This is a genomic window from Pseudohongiella spirulinae, from assembly GCF_001444425.1.
In the GTDB taxonomy this organism is placed as follows: domain Bacteria; phylum Pseudomonadota; class Gammaproteobacteria; order Pseudomonadales; family Pseudohongiellaceae; genus Pseudohongiella; species Pseudohongiella spirulinae.
Window position 1 is genome coordinate 931,678 of sequence record NZ_CP013189.1, and the last position, 19,569, is coordinate 951,246.

Below are 19,569 nucleotides of genomic sequence, written 5' to 3' on the forward strand. Positions count from 1 at the left end.
TAGACTTCGCCCCAAATGAATTACTTCGAAATTTCTTACACCGCTCTGGGTGGCCTGGCGATTTTCTTCCTGGGCCTGAAATACCTGTCTGAGTCCTTACAATCCAGCGGTCAGGAAGCCATCAGGCGTATCCTGGCATCATTGACGCGCAATCGGGTCATGGCAGTTCTGGCCGGGGTAGGGATTACCGTATTTGTGCAGTCCAGTTCTATCTCGACTGTTATGACCGTCAGTCTGGTCAACGCCGGCTTGATGGAGCTCAAGCAGGCAATCGGAGTCATTCTGGGCGCCAATATCGGCACTACTGTCACCGGTTGGATCATATCCATCAAAGTAGGTAAGTATGGTCTGCTGCTGATAGCACTGGGCATGTATCCGATGTTTGCGGCCGAGCGCCAGTGGTTGGCTACACTGGGTAAGACGTCAGTGGCCCTGGGCATGGTATTCACCGGTCTGGAATTTATGAGCGGGGCCTTTGTGCCGCTGCGTTCCGACGAAACATTCATTTCTTACCTGTATTTGTTTGATGCTGACTCCCTGATCAGCCTGCTGGCATGTGTGGTGCTGGCCTGTCTGCTGACTGTCATTGTGCAAAGCAGTTCCGCCATGCTGGGCATTACTATCACTCTGGCTACAACCGGTGTCATTGACTTCAATACCGCCGTCGCTCTGATCATCGGTGAAAATATCGGCACAACCATTACCGCTCAATTGGCCGCCATCGGTGCCAATACCTCGGCAATCCGCGCGGCCCGGGCACACGCCATATTTAATATTCTTGGTGCCATGGTGCTGATTGCGGTTTTCCCCTGGTACGTCAATCTGGTTGATCTGATGGTCGCCGGTGAAGCTGATCTGCTGGACGCCGATGGTATGCGTCCGAATATTGGTTTTCACATCGCTGTGGCGCACACCATGTTTAACGTGATCAATGTGTTGATCTGGATTCCATTTATCGGCTTTTTGACCAGGACAGTGATCTGGCTGGTACCGCAGCGCAGCGAAAAAGAAAAGCACAAACTGAGATACCTGGGCAGCCGTACCACCATGGCGCCGGAGGTGGCCCTGCAGCAGGCTGATCTGGAAATGGATAATATGGTCGAGATCACCCGTGAAATGTTCACCACCACGCGTGAATATGTGCTGGGCAACGGCCACGACAAGAAATTATTTGAACGCATCAATCACCTTGAAGATATTACAGACAATATCGAAGAGGAAATGATCAAGTTCATCACCATTGTACTGACCGGCTCAGTCAGTCAGGATCAATCCACACGTTCCTACGGTTTGATGCGAATGGCGGATGAGATTGAAAGTATTGCTGACTCTTTGCAGGCCTTCAGTATTTACCGAAGCCGTTTGTTCAAGCGCAATGAAGACATTGGCGAAGAAGCCTGGCAGGACATCATGGTGTTCTTTAATGAAGTTGAAGCCTACTTTAATCGCCTGATGTGTGCCCGCCAGAATGACATGGACGCCAGTGATATCAAGTCCATGATCAAAGAGTCAAAACAGATCAAGAAACTGGGTAAAGAAATGCGCGACCGTCACCTTGATCGCCTGCGTGCCGGTCAATATCCGGCGGTGACAGCGCAAACGTTCAGTGACATGTTTATGTCCCTGCAACATATCAAGAATCATTCGGTGAATTATGTTGAGGCTTATGCGGGATTGTAATCCCGCATCAGCATCCTCAGGCGGATCGTGCCAGATAAAAACAGCCCATTGAAATCAGAGCTGCCGCCAACATCAACAACAACATCGGATAGACTGTGCCATTAAACAGCAGCGCCACCAACTGCGCAGCCACGGCTGAAAACCCCATCTGTAAAAATCCTGTCAGCCCTGACGCACTGCCGGCCATGTCCGGAAATTCATTAATGGCAGCCGCCTGAGCGTTGGGCAGGGAAATACCATTGCCAAACGTTGTCAGAGCCACCGGCATAAACAGTGCCAGAGGGTGGTGAACGCCGGACAGGTGCAGTAACAGCGCAATGCTGATGCCACTGATGCTCAGCCAGGCTCCTCTGGAAATCAGAGTATTGACTCCTGCGCTTTTTGAATACCAACGTGTGACGTAGTTGCCTGCCATAAAGGCCGCGGGCACCATAATGAAATAGTATCCGTATTCGTTGGGCGGTCGCTTGAGCACCGAGACCATGATCTCCGGTGCCGCTGAAATAAAGCTGAAGAACATGACCGAGACAAATGCGACATTAAGTGCATAAGCGGCAAAAACCCGAGAGCGCATTAAAGTGACAAAGCCGCCCAGCATACTGAGTACGCCCGAAAACGGCGTCTGCTTTTGCAGGGTTTCAGGCAGTGAACGGCTCATGGCCAGCAGCAAGAATAAACTGATCGCAGCAACCAGATAGAAAATGCTGTGCCAATCAAAGCGAATCATCAGCTCACCACCCGCCAGGGGTGCCAACATGGGCATGATAACCATCACCATCACCAATGTGGCGATGACGCCGGCCGCCTGATCTGCCGGGTAGACATCACGGACAATTGCACGTGCCAGCACCAGTCCGACAGCACCTCCGGCCGCCTGGACGATGCGGCCAAAAATCAGCCACTCGATGGAAGCTGCCATCATGCACAATGCAGAACCGAATACTGTAATGGCAATGCCGAGCAACATGATCGGTCGCCGGCCATAGCGGTCTGACAGCGGTCCATAAATCAGTGTGGCGACGGCAATTGAAAACATCGACAGGCTCAGCGTCAATTGCGCGGTGCCGGTGGAAATGTCAAAAGTTTCTCTGACAATGGGTATGGCTGGCAGCATAATTTGCATGGCAACAGGCCCCAATGCTGAGGCGGCGGCCAACAGAACAATCATGCCGCGTGAAAACTCTCGCGGTGATTCAGGCATGGCTGTGGGATCCGTGATTAGTCAGGGCTGCAACACGCGCTCTCGTTGTTCTTGTTGGCTGCTGTTACTCTGAGAACTGATGATTACGCTGGTGCCCAGCAGGCCCAGACGTTGAGTGCGGCTGATATTATACGGCAGACGGAAGGTGTGATGTTGAAATTGATTGGCAAGCAATTGTGCATCGCTGTCGCCAGGGTCATTTATATTGTCTTCTGTCACCTCTTCGGTCAGCTCAATACAGGACAGCGCATCACCCTGCTGGTCGCGCAGGCAAAGCACATCGCTTACCGATTGAGGCAGCGCCAAAGGCAGTCCCTGAACATGACTGGCGAAACGGGGCGAGCGGCGCAGATAGGATTGCAATTCCTGCGAAAAGTCAGTGTTGTTCGCTGTAAATCTGACTGGCAAAGCGATTCCCAGGCGTCGAAACAGGCTGGGATCACGGCGCAGCGCATACGTATAATAGGGTAGCGCCTGATCATATTGACGCTCTGACCATAATGCCTGCGCCAGGCGCGCACTGACTCTTGCCCTCAGCATGACCTCCTGTGAGGGCAGATCACGCAAGGCCATCTCGGCCATCTGGCGGGTTTCGCCGTGTTTTCCCTGTTGCGCAGCAATTTCTGTACGATAGCTGTATAGGTAACCGTTATTCAGTGCGAAGGCGCCTTGTGCTGCGGTATTTTCGAGCAGTTTCTGCATCACGCCGGGTCCAATCAGGCGGATGATTTCCGGTTCTATCCATTCAGGAATGTGAACATCCAGCGGCGCGTATGGGCGCATGCGATTGATCAGGGTTTCTTCGTCAGCAAACAGAGAGGCCGCATGTCGCCCGGCTCGCCAGGCCCGAAAGCGGGCGGCCTGTGCTTCAATCCATAATCGCCAGTTGCTCAGCAAGGGCCGAGTGGCCATGGTTTCGCGCAGCCTTTCGTAACGCATGTGATGGGCGATGCTGTTGACCAGTGCCGAATAGGAGTCTTTCTGTGCTTCATCAGCGGTGTAGGAACCGGTGCGGTCTGGTTGATTCAGGGCGGCTTGGGTAAGTCTTGCTGCATCGTCAGGATAACCAGCCAGATTGAGAAAGACAGCGCTAACCATAAAGTGGTCGGCCCTGTTCATGACACCGACCAGCGGCGACTGATTGTCGCGCCACACCATCATGCGATCCAGCGCCTGCCTGGCCTCATCAAAGCGACCCTGGTTCATGTACAGGTATAACTTGTAAACCCAGGGGTTGCCTACGCTGTCGGGATCCAGTTGTGCAGAGGCACGGTCCAGATAGTTTTCGGCTTCGTCAAAGCGCAACAGATTCAGCGAAACCTCGGCTGAATTGAGCAAGTGCACGGTATCGAGATCTTCAAAGCCCTGTGCGGCAGCCAGACTCTGATCTTCATTCATGGCGTTTTCGCAGGCCTGAAGAGATTCGTTAGGGCGCAGATCGGCCAGTTCTACCGCGCATAAAGTGTTCCAAGCCCGGCTGCGATCGCGAGGATTATCACTGCTGTTGAGGACCCGCTCAGCGCTGGCTCTGGCTTCGTCATAACGTTTCATTTTGATCAGCGGCCAGCCGCGGAAGGACTCGGTGTCCTGTCCGTAGATGTCACTGATCTTGTCCAGGTACTCCAGCGATTTTTCCTGATTACCGATCAATTGGTGGGCATAGGACAGCTGGCTGAGGGTCAGGTAATGCCATTCCAGGTTGCCTGATTCCAGTGCTCTGCCCAGCGACGTATAGTTGGTTAATGCTTCAGCTTGATTCAGATGAAAAAGCGCTCTGGGCAGATTACCTTCTACCCGAAACAGGACCTCGGCAAGAGCGTATTGTGCGGCGGGGGAGTCAGGCTGCTCACTGATCCATTGCTGTGCCAGCTCTCTGGCGCGTACATTCTGACCCAGTGCCAGAGCGTCACAAACCGCCAGCGCCCGGGGTTCACTGATTCCACTGAGGCCGAAGCACAGGCGCTGGGCTCGAGAAAATTGCGTGCTGTCCAGTTCACTGCTGTCCTGGGCGTGAATCAGGACAGAGCAGCAAACACCCAGCAGACACAGCAGCTTGCATGCGCTACTGATTAATGACTTTGATTGCGTGTGACCTGGCCGGGGTGATTGCATACAGAGGCTCAGGCGCTGGCTTTTAATGTGCTGCGTGCCAGTTGTTCGATGGGCTCACGCATACAATCGCGGAGCACCTTGTTGAAATCGGACACGCCCGGAGCCAGCTCGACGCGATGGCCCAGTATGTGTGGCAACAGGCTCTCCAGGTCATCGGCACTCACATAAGGTCGACCGCGCAAAGAAGCCAGCACCTGCAATGCAGGCAGGCTCAAGACCAGGCTACGTGTTGAGTTGCCTTGCAAAACACGCTCGTCATGACGCAGATTGCGAGAAATATCGACCAGCGCAGACTTGATGCTGTCAGAGATATAAACATGCTCATCTATTGCGGCGCGCGCTGCCAAAATTTCATTGCGCCCCACTTTGATCGTGCTGCTACTCTGGTCCCGCCGCTGCTGCCAGGTGTCCAGCACTTGCAGCTCGGCGTCACGGTCAATATGACGCATGATGATTTTGAACAGAAATCGGTCGAGTTGCGGCGTCGGCAGCGGGTAGGTGCCGACCAGATCAAGCGGGTTCTGGGTAGCAATCACAAAAAACAACGGGTCCAGCGCGTAGGTCCGGTTGTCGACAGTTACCTGCTTTTCACCCATTGCCTCCAGCATGGCGGATTGCACTTTGGGGGAGGTGCGATTGATTTCATCGGCCAGCACCACATGCGCAAATATCGGACCATGGCGAAAGTGGAAGGCATTGGTACTGGCATCGAATATAGCGCTGCCTGTCACATCGGAAGGCAACAGATCCGGCGTAAACTGAATGCGACGGAACGCGGCGATGGGTGGATTGTCCGAGCCAGCGTGTCTTTCTTGATCATCCACGATGGCTTCGCCCAGAGCCTTGGCGAGAGTGGTTTTTCCTGAGCCGGGAAAGTCCTCAAGCAGAACGTGGCCATCAGCAATCAGCGCGATCAGAGTCAGTTCAACAACCTCATCGCGGCCAATCACTTTGGCCTGTACGGCCTGTTTAAGGCGCTGCAGAACAGCCTGAGCCGTCGTCAGCTGATCGACACTGTGGGTGCCGGAACCTTGCGTTTCCATTCAATGCCTCACTATGCAATACCGAATAATGTCAGTGTGTTGCCATCCAGGCCATTGGGTGGATGGCGGCCAGCAAGTGTCGCCAGCCTGGCTGACTGCGTTTGATTTCTTGACGTAATTGGTGCCTGAGTTGATACCAGTGCGCTTCAGGTATTGTCGCCAGGGTACCCGCAGCTGTGTGCAGGGAATAAGCGTAACCAGGAGTGCAACTCAGGTGTAACTCAGTCATTTGCCCGAAAGAGGGTAGTTGATTGACTGTACGGCGGGCAAAAGCTTCGCGGCTTTCACCGGGCCGACGCCGGATACCGTAAGCGCTCAGCATATCCAGCGCTGCCCGGTATTGTGTGCGATACAAGGATTCAGGCGTCGACCACAAGGGGCTGAACTGGCGCCAGAAACGGATCAGATAGGCAAACACCAACAGCAACAGTGCAGACCAGAAAATAGCGAGTGCGACCTGGCGCAGCGATGGCAGACTGCTGTCCGTCTGGCTGTCCAGAAAGGCCTGAAAGCTGGCGTCGTCGCGCAGCATGTCACCGAGCATCTGCTGCAACGAATCCTGTGGATCGGAAGACATATCAACCAGTGTGCGTGACGGCGCAGGATCAACGATGACCCAGCCCAGACCGTCCAGGTAAATTTCCGGCCAGGCGTGACCATGGATGGCCTGTATCAGCAGCGCTGAACCGCCGGCCCGATTGGCGGCAGGCACGGAGTAACCGACCGCTACCCGGGCCGGAATGCCCAGGCTGCGATACATGTAGGTGGCAGCATAGGAGAAGTGAATGCAGTAGCCGGTAACGTCTCCGAACAGGAAAGAGGCAGCGGGATCATCCGCGTAAGCATGCTGATTTTTCAGGCTGTATATGCCGTTATCGTCCAGCCAGGCTTTGACAGCCAGTGCCTTGGCGTAGGGGTCGTCGGCAAATTCTGCCTGAATATTGCTGACCAGGTGTTCGGCGAATTCCCCATAGCGGGGATCATCCGGCATTTCCAGGTAGCGTTCCCACTGGGCAATGGTCCAGTCCGGTGAGCCGGCGGTACGGCCAATCAGATCCGGGAATTCAAATTCCGGCACCATGGATTCGACCGTATAGGTCTGGCGGAATCGCAGGCTGTTGGGGTTGGGAGCTGGTTCGAATCGTACCGGTGCGTCCAGCCCAAACGGGCTGCGGTGAGGTGTCAGCAATCCTATGGTGGTAGTAACGCTGCGGCGTCTGTCCTGAGCCGGCACATGTTCTGTGACAGACACCGGACTGGACGGGAAATTTTCTACCAGGTCAAGATCCAGGTCGTCACTCTCTGCGGTCCACAGCAAGGTTCCATTGAACTCGGAATAGGCTGACTCGCGGAAATAATAGGCACCGCCCTGTGGTTCGTAATCATCCCGGAACAGGACTATGGCAACGGGAGCCTCGCGGTCATTCGCGTCATTATCGCCGTCGCGGAAAGGATTCTCGGATTGCGACCCGCTGCCCCCGGCGCCCTGTCCGGTCAGGCCCAGGTTATCGGTCATAGTGGGCGTGGGCATGCCAAACAGCTGGACATATAGCAGCAACGAAAAACACAACACGGCCAAAACGGAAAAATGATAAGGCAATCTGTGCTGGCCGCCCTCCAGCATCAGCAGCACTGTCAGGGTGAGCACGGCAGCAACACCAATGCCCATCAGTACATACGAAGGATCGATGCCGCGAATCAGGGCAAAGTCCCCTATGAAGTAGGGACGATCAATCATGCCGCGCTGGTGGGCAGCCAGAGTGATCACAAACGCGGCAGTGACAAACAGTAACTCCGGGACATTGCCCCAGCTATAGCGCCGGGCATAAAGTCGCAGCACGATGCCGATACAGCAGGCCAGAACTGCCCAGAAAAGCAGTTGGCCGCTCTGATAGGCAAGCATGGCGCCAATGGAGCCTGCGATAATGGAATTGCCAACCAGCAAGCGTGACAACAAGGCCGTCAGGCTCACACCAACGGTGACAGCCAGCACCACAATCACTAGTCTGAGGCTGAACAGCAGATGATTTCTGTGCCTGGAGTCCATCCATAATACACCGGCGAAAGCTCCCGCGAATGCCGCGAACGAGCCAACCACGGTAGTGACCGGGGCGCTTAGAACCCAACAGGCCGCAGCCAGCACAAATGCCCGCATCAGGCTGCGTTGGAAAGAATAAGATAGTTTGTTGGCGGGACTGGTCATTTGTTTGACATTAAACTCTTTTAAGTCGATGGTCAAAGCACTGACCGCTTTGCCGGTCTACAACAAGCACCTGCGTGCCGACCTTGCCGAACAGTGCGATCAGCTCCCGTAAATCAGCTGCTGCAGAGCGGCTGGCCTGCTTATCGGCGCTGAACAGCATCCGTTGCCAATAATGGGGGGGCGATGATGATTCAGTGCTCCCATCAATGCCGATGACAATAGTGAATGGCCCCGGGAAACGCGCGAGCGTTTCCAGCAGTGACCGGGTCCATGAACCTTTTGTGGCAGGGACAAAGACGATACAGGCTGAATACTGACCACCCTGCTGTTGTAAAAATGCATCAAGCCCGAACTCAAGCGTGCGTCCCGGTTGTCTCGACCCGGCAATCAGTGGCAGTGCGCTGGCCGTTGTGCGGGCGACATCGCTGCTGCCATCGGCGCTGAATAGCCAGGGCTCCCCCAGTGCACCCTCAGCCACTGCAAATCTGGCGACACCTGCCGCCGCTTCGTCCGCCGGACCACTGACCAGGTAAGCCAGGGTTCGTTCTGACTGAAACATACTCTTTTCTGGCAGTCGCACATTCAGATGGCGGTTGCGGGCATACACTCGCCACATAATATCGCGAACGGAATCACCCGGCGCGTAGCGGCGAATATCCATACGATCCCCCTGCGGTGCGCCCCGAAAATCCGGAATACCATCCTCAGCATCCATTGAGCGTAACAATGGCAGTGCCCGTAATTGGCCGATTTTCGGCAGAATCATAATCTGTGCGGCCTGACTCATGCGCCAACTGAAGCGGCACAGACCCATGACATCCCGCACAGTAAACAGTCGTGTGATGTGTCCGCCGAGACAGCGCTGCTCGGGCACAATGGTCTCTTCCAGCAGATCCTCATCGGTATTAAAGCGAATGCGGGTATGCATGGCGTCAGGCGCCACAACACGCCATTCCAGGGTCATCATTGGCAACCAACTGTGCCCGGGGATCATGAATTGCGTGTCATTGGGATATGACGCTTCGGCTTTTAACGGTGCCTGCGCGGAATTCAGTGCCAGTCGCAGACGTTTTCTGATGATCAGTCCGGTGGTGATGACCATTATAGAGCTGATCAGCACGATACTCAGCGCACACACGGTCAACGCAAATACCACCAGGTCCATGCGCTGATAACCGAAACCCTGCAGGGAAGCTAAAGCCAGCAGCAGAATAAGCAGCCCGGCCATGCTCAGCGGAAAGTGTGTGCGCAGCCGCTCAGCGTAGTGGCGTATCTGTGTCTGCACGGCAAGATAACTCATTCGGATTGCACCTGTTTCAGGCATGCGGCCATTATGCGATTATTACGGCTGTGCACCAGCAGCCTGGCATTCAGCAACTGCGGGATTTCAATCAGTACGGTGGCCAGCAATAGCATGAGGCCATAAGCGGTCATCTGCATGGCCACGATCATGAAAACACCAGATAAGGTCAGGCTGAGAGTAATCAGGCCCCTGATCCACCGGCCAAGGTAGAAGTGGTGTATGCCCATCGGGAAAAGCCAGTTGAGCGCTTTGTAGGTGGAGGGGCGCTTTAACAGCCGGACTTCGAGTTGATGGTAGCGGTATTGCCTGGTTGCCGGCAGCGCACGAACCACGTCGCGGATTTCATGTTCCTCAAGATTGAGCTCTTTTTCCGAGAACATTAATCGCCTCAAGCGTTAACAATGACGCGTATGCCATCTGTGTCAGTTCTGTATCAGCTTGGCCAGCTTATCCTGATTGCGTTGCCATAAAATGACAGCAAGCAATAAGCCGGCGCCGACCAGATGATGGTAAATCGTCAGCGGCGCCCACAGCAGCAACACGGCTGCAACCAGCAGCATGGCGGCTGATGCCAGGTTTAATGGACGATCCAGTCGCCACTGCAGTAGTCCGGCAGCCGCATAGAGTCCCAGACACGACCAGAAGAACGTATAAAATCGTTCAGGCCAGGTGCCTGAGATCAGGGGTGAATAGGCAAACAGCAAGGGCACAAGATACAGGCCTTTAGCAACCTTCCATGAGGTGATACCGGTAGCCATTGGGCGGGTGCCGGCTATTCCAGCAGCCGCGAATGCTGCCAGACACACCGGCGGTGTCACATTGCTGTCCTGCGACAACCAGAAAATGATCAGGTGGGCGCTGAGCAACATGCCGGTTAGCAGCTCCGGACTCAATAGCTCGGCGCGCAGAATCTGGCGCATCTCCAGGGGCATTTCGCGCAATGCTACCAGTGGATCACCACCAAACAGGTTGATGGTGGCTGTCACGCTGGCTGGAAGGTCCGGCGCGCTCAAGGCCGCCAGCATCTGATCCTGTGCAATCAGGTCAAACAGAATCGGCGCTGACAGTGTTGCCAGCACGATGTAGGAAGCGGTCACTGGCAAGCCCATGCCGAGCACGAGAGACGCGATGGCAACCAGCAACAGGCTGATCAGCAGACTGCCGTCAGCCCATTCTACGATCATCAGCGAAAAGGCATTACCGACGCCGGTGGTTGTCACCACATTAATGATGAGACCGACCGCCACCAGCAGCAGTGCAGTCGATACCATGGTGCGGACGCCATCAACGGTTGCATCAAAGATACCCTGCCACTTCATCGGCGTTGGCGACAGCCAGGAAGAGGCAATCACCGCAATTATTGCCACAGCAGCCGCTCGTATTGGCGTATAGCCGGCAATCAAGAGTCCCACCAGTACGCCCAGAGGAATAATAAAGTGCCACCCACCCCGTAAGACCGACAGGATACTTTCGTGATCGCCCGCTTTGTCGGCGTGCAGGCCCAGCCGTTTGGCCTCAATGCGCACAAAAAACATGACGGTCAGATAGAACAGCATTGCCGGCAGCACCGACATGGCAATGATATGCAGATAGGGTATCTGGGTATAGCTGGCCATGACAAAGGCACCGGCCCCCATGATGGGAGGCATCAGCGCTCCGCCAGTTGACGAAGCGGCTACCACGCCGGCCGAAAACTGAGAATTGAAACCGGAGCGTTTCATCATGGGTATGGTGATCACGCCAGTGGATACTGTATTGGCGACAGCAGAGCCTGAAACTGACCCCATTAAACCTGATCCGATGACCGCGACAAAACCCGCGCCACCGGTAAAACGACCGGCCAGGCAGCGGGCAAAACTGACAATAAAATCACCAGCTCCGGATTTCAGCAGAAATGAGCCGAATAAAATGAACATGAAAACATAAGTGGCTGATATATTGGCCGTCATACCAAACATGCCTTCTTCACTGAAGTAACTTCGGTACAGAACGGTCTCCAGGCTCAAGCCGGGGAATGAGAAAACACCACTGATATAGCGCCCCATAAAGAGGATATAACTCAGGGAAATCAGAATCAGCACTGGCATGAACCAGCCAGTGGTGCGACGGGTGAACTCTATGGCCAGCAGAACGGCGATGCTGGTAATCACATAGTCGGACAGGATGAACTCGGCCTCTCTGGCGTAGAGGGCGTCTTCAAAGAATATCATGTAGGCCGTCACCAGCACGGCCAGCACGGCCAGAGTCACGTTAATCAGCTTTAACCACAGCGGTGGTGGTTGATGATCGGGAATGGTTTCATTGCCGGACAGGGCGCACAGGGCGACAAAGCCGCCGAAGTGGATTACCGAGAACCATAGTTCCGGGATGGTTGCAAAGACGTTCGCGTAAATATGAAAGAGGGCGAACAGGAAAGCTGCCCATTGCAGCACCGGTGATCTCATGATTCAGGTCTGTTGTAGTTGGGAGGCAGCAGCCGATCCGGAATTTCCAGGCCTCTCTCCAGATAATAACGTATGGCACCGGGATGCAGAGGCGCACCCAGTCCACGCACCGCGCGCTGCAATTGCATGTCCCGGGTGGCAGCATGAATATCCTGCAGGGCGCCAAGATTCTCCCAGATGGTTTTGGTAATGTGATAAACCACCTCTTCAGGTACATCATCGCGGACTGCCAGAACATTGGGGCTGGCAATGGAACGTACGGGTTCATCCTGATTCGGGTAGGTACCCGGCGCAAAGTCGTACCAGTCCCACAGATCGTAACGCCGGTTGATGTCAACCAGGTCCTGCTCAGTGAAATTAAGCAGACTGATGCGATCACCCATTTGTGCAAAGGCCTGGGTAATAGCGCTCACCGGCGCACCGGCCGGCACGTTCATGCCTACAACATTGCCGTCCTGAATGGCATTGGCTGCGCCACCGTAACCCATCCAGGCAAAATTCATCTTGCTTTCGTAGTCGATGCCAAGAGACTCGAGAATATAGCGGCCTGTCTGCTCGGCACCGGAATTACGGGCGCCCAGCACAAAACGTTGACCATCAAGTGTATCCAGATCACGAATGGTGCCGTTTTGCACCAGGTCACTCATCAGCACAAAATGTTCAACATTAAGCCAGACCGCCGCCACCGATCGCAGATGAGTTTGCGGGCGACTGATGGGGCCTTCGCCATTCCAGCCCCACGCTGCAAACGGCCCCTGCAACAGGGCAAATTGTGCCTGGTTATCGCGCAGTAGTTTGATGTTTTCCAGCGAGCCGGCCGAGCTGATGGCCGACAGCGTAATGCCTTCAGTTGGTCCGAGCTGAGATTTGGTAATGGTCGCGATGGCAACGCCAATAGGGTAGTAAGCACCGCCGGTAGTGGCAGTTGTCAGAATATACGGCCTGTTGCCGGCCAGTTGGTCGGAGCAGGAGGTCAGTGCAAGCAGGCCGGTTAGTATGATTATCAGGCGCATCTTCATGGGCGCTGATATAAGCATATTTCGGCCTGAATCTCAATCAGCGCATGGGTCTGAGCAGATTGCGCATATCCCGGGTATACGGCACGGCATAGTCGTAGGAGGCGACAATTACATTATCCGTGGTTCTGATCAGTTTGGCGGTGACAAATACGTTGTCATCAGCGGGTGCGTAGGTGCCGACCAGCACTACAGGCGCGTTATGTGTGTCGCTGATATCGCTCACCGCGCGTGACAGGAGAAATTCACCCTGCTGGCTGTCAATGTAAATATTGTCGCGCATCAGCACTTCCACAAAGGAGTAACCTTCGATGACAAACTGGGACACCAGTTGCTGTGAGGCCATACGCCCGAAAGTTGAGGAAGTGGTCAGATTATTTACGTCGGCAAAACTGGCAGCAATCATGCGTCCGCCAGGCTGCAGGTTACTGCCCGCCATCTGGATCAGGTATCTGGCGGCATCGTGATGAGAGGCGATAACCCTGTTGTTGGATGTTTTGATTTTACCGCTGCTGCAGGCTGACACAGTCAGCGCCAGACAAAGCAATACAAGAACGCCTGTTCGTGACATGTATTATTCCCCCTGTTCGCTGCTGACTACCTGGAACTGGCGACCCTGTCCCTGATAGTTGTGTTCATCCTGTGCATTGAAGTAATACACGCGAGAGTCGGCCGCGATGATGCGATTGCCATCATGTAGTCTGGAATTGACCACGACCTCAGTTACTGATTCTTCGGTATCACGCCAGACCACATTGAGTAGATCCAGTCCAAGTCCAACAGGGATGAGAGCCAGCTCCTGGTCGGTCCAGTTGCGGACATTGGCGCCAAACACACCAATGGCAAAAGCCGCTGAGGCTGTGCCGGGTCGCGGTCGCAGCGATCTGCGATTCTCATGTCTGACGACCTGAATATCGTAGTCGATATGGTGAGAGGCCGATGCAGGATCCAGGGCTACCTGAACATTATTTCCTACCAGGTGGGCCAGCAACATATTGCGATAGGCCTGTTCAAAGGGGCTGTCACCGACATCGGCAGACCGGATACTGAGCAGATTACTGTCATCCACTGCCTGGCTGATCGCGCTGGCTTCATTGGCGGCCAGTATGTCCCAGTGCGCTGCCGAGCGCATGTAGGATTGTTCAGACGCCGGAAACAGGGTGGCACGCGGTTGTGGTGTATAACCGCTCTGACAGGCTGCAAGGCTCAGCAGGGCCATGCCCGCGATCAGACGTTTGCTTAGCATAATTTGTCCCTTTTCGATCCTGTGTTCTCATGTTTACGAATTTCCACCGAAGATTATAGCCAGTTAAGGACTTTAAGTGATGCAATGACGACAAATTGTTCCCTTTATCATCCCCAAGCGGCATAAAAAACGGTCGACATTCTGCTATATCGGCTACTTGGCCGGGGCATTTAGGCTTTAGCCGTGCTTTTGAAGTATCGTTTGTTACTATAGAGGTTGTGCTGCCTTAGGTGTGTCGAGGAAAACGGATTGACAGTTGATATAGCGCTGGTTCTGGGAATACTGCTGATAGCAGTGGTGTTTTTTGCCACAGAGAAGCTCCGCATGGATGTGGTTGCTCTGCTGGTGCTCAGTGCGCTGGCGGTCACGGGTCTGGTGTCACCCGATCAGGCGATTTCCGGCTTCAGTCATCCGGCAGTGGTGACTATCTGGGCGATGTTCATATTGAGCGATGGCCTGACCCGGGCCGGTATAGCCGACGCACTGGGTCGGCGGGTCATACGGGTGGCGGGTGACAGTGAAATGAAGCTGGTTGCCACCTTTATGCTGCTGGCCGGACTGCTGTCCGGGTTTATGAACAATATCGGCGTCACGGCCCTGCTATTGCCGGTGGTTGTCAGTGTTGCACGTCAGGTTGGAGCGACACCTTCACGTCTTTTGATGCCCATGGCCTTCGGCTGTCTGCTTGGCGGCGCGTTGACCCTGATTGGCACGCCACCCAATTTGCTGGTCAGCACCGCGCTGGAAGAGTCCGGCTTTCAGGGTTTCGGATTTTTCGATTTCACACCTATTGCCGTGCCAGTGTTGTTAGCCGGCACAGCCTTTGTGGCGCTGGTGGGGCGTCACTGGTTACCGGCCCGCGATCCGGTGGCCGAGACTGGCAGCAGCCGGGATCTTCGTGAGCTGTACAGTTTGCAGGAGCGCATTTTTGCTGTGCAGGTGCCGGAAGACTCCTTGCTGGTCGGCAAGCGTCTGGGTGAGACCGGTTTGACGGCGGCGGCAGGCCTGATGATTATTGCCCTGAGTCGGTCAGGCCAGACGCAGGCTTTACCCTCGTCAGTCACCCGCTTGCAGGCAGGTGATATTCTGCTGGCGCAGGGGCGACTGGATCGGTTCAAGCTGCTCCGTCACTGGAGTGAGTTGGCCATCGAGCGCGAAGCGCCGGTTTTGCATGACCGTTTGCTGGAGGATGCGGCGCTCTATGAGGTGGCCCTGACAGAAGAAAATCCCCTTATCGGGCGCACACTCAATCCGCTGGACTTCAACGAACAGACCGGTGGCTGGCTGTTGGCCGTTCTGCGCGGTGACACCGTGCGGCGTACCCACCTGGCAGATTACGAGTTAAAGGCCGGTGACCGCATTCTGGTGCAGGCTGGCGAGAAAGCCCGTAAGTCCGTCGAGTCACGATATGAGTTCGATAAGCTGCAAGCCCTGGACAAGGAACAGGTGCAGCATCGATATCAGCTCGATGAACGTCTGCTGGTACTCAGGGTGCCCAAAGATGCGGCACTGGACGGCAAGCATATAACTGATATGCGTCTGGGCAAGGCCTTCGATCTGCGCCTGATGGCGTTATTCCGCGAGGGCGAGTTCATGCGTCCGATTCCGGCTGAGCTGGAAATTCATGGCGGCGATTTGTTGCTGGTGCAGGGACGGCTGGAGGACTTTGATCTGCTGCGCGGCTTACAGCAGTTAAAGATGCTGGATGATGCCACCCCCTATCTGAAGGTTTTTGAGCAAGGCAAACTGGCGATGGTTGAGGCCATTATGCACCCGCATAAATGGATCAATAACAAGACCATCGCCGATCTCAAGCTGCGCGAGGCTTGGCAGGTGGAGGTTGCTGCTTTGTGGCGGGGCGGTCGCCCGTATCGATCTGGATTAAAAGATATGGAACTACAGCGCGGTGACGCGCTGTTGCTGGTCGCGCCGGTAAAACAACTGGCGGATCTTAACCGCAATAAAGACCTGATCATTCTGAATCCGGTATCAGCACCAGAGGTTGACAAGTCTCGCGCGCCGATTGCTCTGGGCAGCATGCTGGCGGTGGTGTTGATTGCACTGTCCGGCTGGTTGCCGATTTACATTGCCGCTCTGATGGGGGCGACAGCCATGGTATTGGGGCGATGTCTGACCATGGAACAGGCCTACAAGGCCATACATTGGCGTTCTATCGTACTGCTGGTGGGCATGATGCCCCTGGGGACAGCCATGCAGGGCAGCGGCGCTGCGGATTTTCTGGCGGCTCAGTTGCTGACTCTGACCGGTGCATACAACCCCTGGTTGACCGTTGCTGGTCTTTATTTTCTGTCTGTCATCGGGACCTTGATTATTCCGGTGGTGGTGCTTGTGGTGCTGATGGCGCCGATTGGTCTGTCACTCAGTCTGAGTCTGGGTGTCGACCCGCATGCGGCCATGATGGCCATTGCCCTGGCGGCTTCGGCAAGCGTGGCAAGTCCGGTCGCCCACCCCACCAACGTGCTGGTGATGGGGCCGGGCGGTTACCGGTTTGTTGACTTTCTGAAGTTGGGCCTGCCACTGACGTTGGTGGTGTTTGCTGTAGGCGCCGTGTTGATGCCCTTGGTATGGCCGCTCTAAGAAATTACTGCATCTGTGAAAAATCAGTAGCCGTCATATATTCGCGCACGACACTCTGCAGAATCTGGCCGTCACGATTCGATGCTTCAGCAACCTGAGCCCACTCCGGATCGCTGCCAAAGGCTCGCCAGGAGGCTGTCGCTGCTTCCATGCTGTCGTGTTTCAATATGTAGATCAGTGTGTTGCCGGACTTTTCAGGGTCAACTGGAACCCAGTACCCGATATTGCTCATGCCGTGTTTTTCAAAAATACGCATGGTGTGGTCACGAAAACGTGCCAGTAGTTTATCGAGATTGCCGGGTGTGGAAGTGTAGGTCCTGAGTTCGTATACCGGGCCACTTTGAGCCAGTGACAGTGGCGACAACGCCAGCGTGAAGGCAATAGTCAGCATCATTGCTGATGTTTTTATGATTGATTTCAAGATCTGATCCTCGATGATAAGCGGGTTCGGACTGAGATTAGCAGACTGGCGCTGAATGCAGCAATAGATGAGGTTGCCGCCTGACAGATGCATGGTGTCTAATAGTTTGCACAGGACGTCGCCAGAGGGTTTTTCATGAGTCAGGATCAATTCATTATTATCGCCATCCTGCTGCTGAGCATGGTGATGTTCATGTGGGGGCGCTGGCGTCATGATATGGTCGCTGGGGGCGCATTATTGGCCTGTATCCTGACCGGCCTGGTGCCCTCGGCAGATGCCTTTACCGGATTCGGTCACCCGGCTGTCATTACTGTGGCATGCGTTCTGGTGCTTAGCTACGGCCTGCAGATAACCGGGGCGGTGGACGTGCTTTCGCAGCGGATTTTGCCCTCATCGGCGGGTCCGACACTCAGTATCTTCTCGTTGACTGCTCTGGCAGCGGTGCTTTCCGGTTTCATGAATAATGTGGGTGCTCTGGCGCTGCTGATGCCTGTTGCTATTCAGATGGCTGCCAAACAGGGCATTCCCACTGGCCGCGTCCTGATGCCTCTGGCTTTTGGTTCCATCTTGGGAGGTACGACCACTTTGATCGGGACGCCCCCCAACCTGATTGTATCCGGTTTCAGGGCAGAGTCCGGCTTGGGCCACTACAGCATGTTTGATTTCTCACCGGTAGGTGTGTCGATCACGGTGGTGGGCATTCTGTTTGTCGGGCTGATTGGCTGGCGACTGGTACCCGGACGTAAACAGGCGGAAAGCGCCAGTTTTGAAACCGGCACGTATCTGACCGAAGTGCGCATAGTGGCGGACAGCAAGGCGGTCGGCAAGACACTGCGCGAAGTCGAAGCCACCCTGGAAAAAGAGGATGCGCAAATTGTTGGCATGGTGCGTGGCGATGTGCGGGTCATCGCCCCTTACTCCAGGCGGGTGATCCGGGAAGACGACATTCTGGTTATTGAAGCTGAGCCAGAGTCTTTGGGAAGCGCATTGGGCAGCCTGGGGCTGAAGCTGGAAGAGGAGGTCATTTCGAAAAAGGCGTCTGATGAAGAGAAAGACAGTGGCGACAGCAAGGCGGAAAAAGAAAAGTCAGCGGATAAATCACAGCGCAAGGATCTGATTAATAAACGTGGTCGCAAAGTAGCCGTTAAATCAGAGAAGCTGTCAGAAAGCAGTGAAACTGCAGAAACCAGTCAGTCTGAAGAGAAAAAAACACCCAGCAAATCAGATGAACTGGTCATACAGGAACTGGTGGTCATGCCCGACTCCAATCTGGCAGGTCGCACGGCGTCGGATATTGAATTGAGAACGCGTTACGGCATTAATCTGTTGGCAGTGTCCCGACAGGGGCGGCGTTCAATCAAGCGCTTGCGCTCCACTCCCATCCGGGGTGGCGATGTCTTGTTGATGCAGGGAGTTCCAGAGGCGGTTTCCGGATTCGCCAATGATTTTCGCTGTGTTCCTCTGGCGCAACGCGATATCCGCGTGCCCGTGAAAGGCCAGGCGTTGCTGGCCGTTGGCATATTCATGTCGGCTATATTGGCAACCGCCTTCGGTATTCTGCCGGTATCGATAGCTTTTTCTGCGGCGGTGCTCGCCTATATGGCTCTGCGCATTGTGCCGCCTCGTTCAGTGTACGACTCAATTGACTGGCCCGTGATCGTGCTCCTGGGAGCCCTGCTGCCAGTGGCCGGGGCGATGGCGAGCACCGGCACTGCTGATGTGTTGGCAGGTGCTTTACTGGACTGGCTGGCGCAGGGCAATGCCGTAATTGCGCTGGTGTTGATCCTGGTTGTGACAATGACCCTTTCTGATTTTATGAACAATGCGGCAACAGCGGCGGTTATGTGTCCATTGGCAATCAGCGTCGCTTCACAATTGGGTGTAAATCCGGACTCATTCCTGATGGCAGTTGCAATCGGTGCATCCTGTGCTTTTCTGACGCCTATCGGCCACCAGAACAATACCCTGATTCTGGGTCCCGGCGGATTCAAGTTTGGTGACTATTGGCGGCTGGGTTTGCCGGTAGAGATTGTAGTTGTTGTTGTCAGCGTGCCGACTCTGCTGTGGATCTGGCCCTTGTAGCGAGCAGTCTTGTCAGGATCGGGGTTCCTCTTTCTCGGCCGTCTTCAGCAGCATCCAGGCACCGATAAATATGGAACTGATCATGCTGATGGCGAGCACAACCACCAGTCGATAGGGAATGGCAATATAGACACCGCCAAAATACTCGGCGGCCATGGCGAGCAGATTAACAACCACCAGGGCGGTGAAGAAGACTATCCAGATCAGCTTTTTCATTATT

Annotated in this window: 15 protein-coding genes; 3 read left to right on the plus strand and 12 right to left on the minus strand. The window is 54.9% G+C overall.

The genetic code is table 11. From position 1 onward, the window contains the following. Positions 1 to 15 precede the first annotated feature (15 nt). Positions 16 to 1,680 carry a Na/Pi cotransporter family protein gene (locus PS2015_RS04415; protein ID WP_058021089.1) on the plus strand — a complete coding sequence of 555 codons (1,665 nt, stop codon included), beginning with the start codon at positions 16 to 18 and terminating at the stop codon, positions 1,678 to 1,680. A gap of 16 nt (positions 1,681 to 1,696) precedes the next feature. Here PS2015_RS04415 and PS2015_RS04420 read toward each other — a convergent pair whose 3' ends face one another. Genes PS2015_RS04420 through PS2015_RS04465 form a run of 10 tightly spaced genes read right to left on the minus strand, consistent with a single transcriptional unit; the run spans position 1,697 to position 14,248 of the window. After that, positions 1,697 to 2,881 carry a multidrug effflux MFS transporter gene (locus PS2015_RS04420; protein ID WP_058021090.1) on the minus strand — a complete coding sequence of 395 codons (1,185 nt, stop codon included), beginning with the start codon at positions 2,879 to 2,881 and terminating at the stop codon, positions 1,697 to 1,699. 21 nt (positions 2,882 to 2,902) lie between these two features. Further along, complete coding sequence (locus PS2015_RS04425) at positions 2,903 to 4,993, minus strand: tetratricopeptide repeat protein (RefSeq protein ID WP_058021091.1); 2,091 nt, start codon at positions 4,991 to 4,993, stop codon at positions 2,903 to 2,905. 8 nt (positions 4,994 to 5,001) lie between these two features. After that, complete coding sequence (locus tag PS2015_RS04430) at positions 5,002 to 6,036, minus strand: AAA family ATPase (protein WP_058021092.1); 1,035 nt, start codon at positions 6,034 to 6,036, stop codon at positions 5,002 to 5,004. Between the two features lie 31 nt (positions 6,037 to 6,067). Continuing rightward, on the minus strand, positions 6,068 to 8,275 hold the full coding sequence (locus PS2015_RS04435) for a transglutaminase-like domain-containing protein (RefSeq protein WP_058021093.1): 2,208 nt from the start codon (positions 8,273 to 8,275) through the stop codon (positions 6,068 to 6,070). Further along, positions 8,250 to 9,539 carry a DUF58 domain-containing protein gene (locus PS2015_RS04440; RefSeq protein ID WP_058021094.1) on the minus strand — a complete coding sequence of 430 codons (1,290 nt, stop codon included), beginning with the start codon at positions 9,537 to 9,539 and terminating at the stop codon, positions 8,250 to 8,252. The genes PS2015_RS04435 and PS2015_RS04440 overlap by 26 nt, the downstream gene beginning before the upstream one ends. Continuing rightward, positions 9,536 to 9,922: a TM2 domain-containing protein gene (locus tag PS2015_RS04445; RefSeq protein ID WP_058021095.1), complete on the minus strand. Its 387-nt coding sequence runs from the start codon at positions 9,920 to 9,922 to the stop codon at positions 9,536 to 9,538. The genes PS2015_RS04440 and PS2015_RS04445 overlap by 4 nt, the downstream gene beginning before the upstream one ends. A 42-nt stretch (positions 9,923 to 9,964) precedes the next feature. Continuing rightward, positions 9,965 to 11,986, minus strand: coding sequence for a TRAP transporter permease (locus tag PS2015_RS04450; protein WP_058021096.1), 2,022 nt, complete (start codon positions 11,984 to 11,986; stop codon positions 9,965 to 9,967). Further along, positions 11,983 to 13,023 (minus strand): TAXI family TRAP transporter solute-binding subunit, encoded by a 1,041-nt coding sequence (locus PS2015_RS04455; RefSeq protein WP_058021097.1) that lies wholly within the window; start codon positions 13,021 to 13,023, stop codon positions 11,983 to 11,985. Before PS2015_RS04455 ends, PS2015_RS04450 begins: the two co-directional genes overlap by 4 nt. A gap of 19 nt (positions 13,024 to 13,042) precedes the next feature. Beyond that, the gene (locus PS2015_RS04460) at positions 13,043 to 13,573 is read right to left on the minus strand and encodes a FlgO family outer membrane protein (protein WP_058021098.1); all 531 of its coding nucleotides are present in this window, start codon (positions 13,571 to 13,573) and stop codon (positions 13,043 to 13,045) included. A gap of 3 nt (positions 13,574 to 13,576) precedes the next feature. Beyond that, positions 13,577 to 14,248, minus strand: a complete 672-nt coding sequence (locus tag PS2015_RS04465) for a hypothetical protein (RefSeq protein ID WP_058021099.1) — start codon at positions 14,246 to 14,248, stop codon at positions 13,577 to 13,579. Between the two features lie 249 nt (positions 14,249 to 14,497). Here PS2015_RS04465 and PS2015_RS04470 point away from each other — a divergent pair, with 249 nt between their 5' ends. Further along, positions 14,498 to 16,846 (plus strand): sodium:proton antiporter, encoded by a 2,349-nt coding sequence (locus PS2015_RS04470; RefSeq protein ID WP_058021100.1) that lies wholly within the window; start codon positions 14,498 to 14,500, stop codon positions 16,844 to 16,846. A 4-nt stretch (positions 16,847 to 16,850) separates the two neighbouring features. On the opposite strand, the gene PS2015_RS04475 is transcribed toward PS2015_RS04470, so the two are convergent. Continuing rightward, positions 16,851 to 17,267 carry an NIPSNAP family protein gene (locus PS2015_RS04475; RefSeq protein ID WP_237113378.1) on the minus strand — a complete coding sequence of 139 codons (417 nt, stop codon included), beginning with the start codon at positions 17,265 to 17,267 and terminating at the stop codon, positions 16,851 to 16,853. A 135-nt stretch (positions 17,268 to 17,402) separates the two neighbouring features. On the opposite strand from PS2015_RS04475, the gene PS2015_RS04480 reads away from it, so the two are divergent. Beyond that, positions 17,403 to 19,349: an SLC13 family permease gene (locus PS2015_RS04480; protein ID WP_058021101.1), complete on the plus strand. Its 1,947-nt coding sequence runs from the start codon at positions 17,403 to 17,405 to the stop codon at positions 19,347 to 19,349. Between the two features lie 12 nt (positions 19,350 to 19,361). On the opposite strand, the gene PS2015_RS04485 is transcribed toward PS2015_RS04480, so the two are convergent. Continuing rightward, a complete protein-coding gene (locus PS2015_RS04485) occupies positions 19,362 to 19,565 on the minus strand; it encodes a hypothetical protein (RefSeq protein ID WP_058021102.1) in 204 nt (67 codons plus the stop codon). Positions 19,566 to 19,569: the final 4 nt, after the last annotated feature.

Coding starts and splice junctions, on each gene's coding strand:
- PS2015_RS04415 (WP_058021089.1), top strand. CDS start 16: ATGAATTACTTCGAAATTTCTTACACCGCTCTGGGTGGCCTGGCGATT.
- PS2015_RS04420 (WP_058021090.1), bottom strand. CDS start 2,881: ATGCCTGAATCACCGCGAGAGTTTTCACGCGGCATGATTGTTCTGTTG.
- PS2015_RS04425 (WP_058021091.1), bottom strand. CDS start 4,993: ATGCAATCACCCCGGCCAGGTCACACGCAATCAAAGTCATTAATCAGT.
- PS2015_RS04430 (WP_058021092.1), bottom strand. CDS start 6,036: ATGGAAACGCAAGGTTCCGGCACCCACAGTGTCGATCAGCTGACGACG.
- PS2015_RS04440 (WP_058021094.1), bottom strand. CDS start 9,539: ATGAGTTATCTTGCCGTGCAGACACAGATACGCCACTACGCTGAGCGG.
- PS2015_RS04445 (WP_058021095.1), bottom strand. CDS start 9,922: ATGTTCTCGGAAAAAGAGCTCAATCTTGAGGAACATGAAATCCGCGAC.
- PS2015_RS04450 (WP_058021096.1), bottom strand. CDS start 11,986: ATGAGATCACCGGTGCTGCAATGGGCAGCTTTCCTGTTCGCCCTCTTT.
- PS2015_RS04455 (WP_058021097.1), bottom strand. CDS start 13,023: ATGCTTATATCAGCGCCCATGAAGATGCGCCTGATAATCATACTAACC.
- PS2015_RS04460 (WP_058021098.1), bottom strand. CDS start 13,573: ATGTCACGAACAGGCGTTCTTGTATTGCTTTGTCTGGCGCTGACTGTG.
- PS2015_RS04465 (WP_058021099.1), bottom strand. CDS start 14,248: ATGCTAAGCAAACGTCTGATCGCGGGCATGGCCCTGCTGAGCCTTGCA.
- PS2015_RS04480 (WP_058021101.1), top strand. CDS start 17,403: ATGAGTCAGGATCAATTCATTATTATCGCCATCCTGCTGCTGAGCATG.
- PS2015_RS04485 (WP_058021102.1), bottom strand. CDS start 19,565: ATGAAAAAGCTGATCTGGATAGTCTTCTTCACCGCCCTGGTGGTTGTT.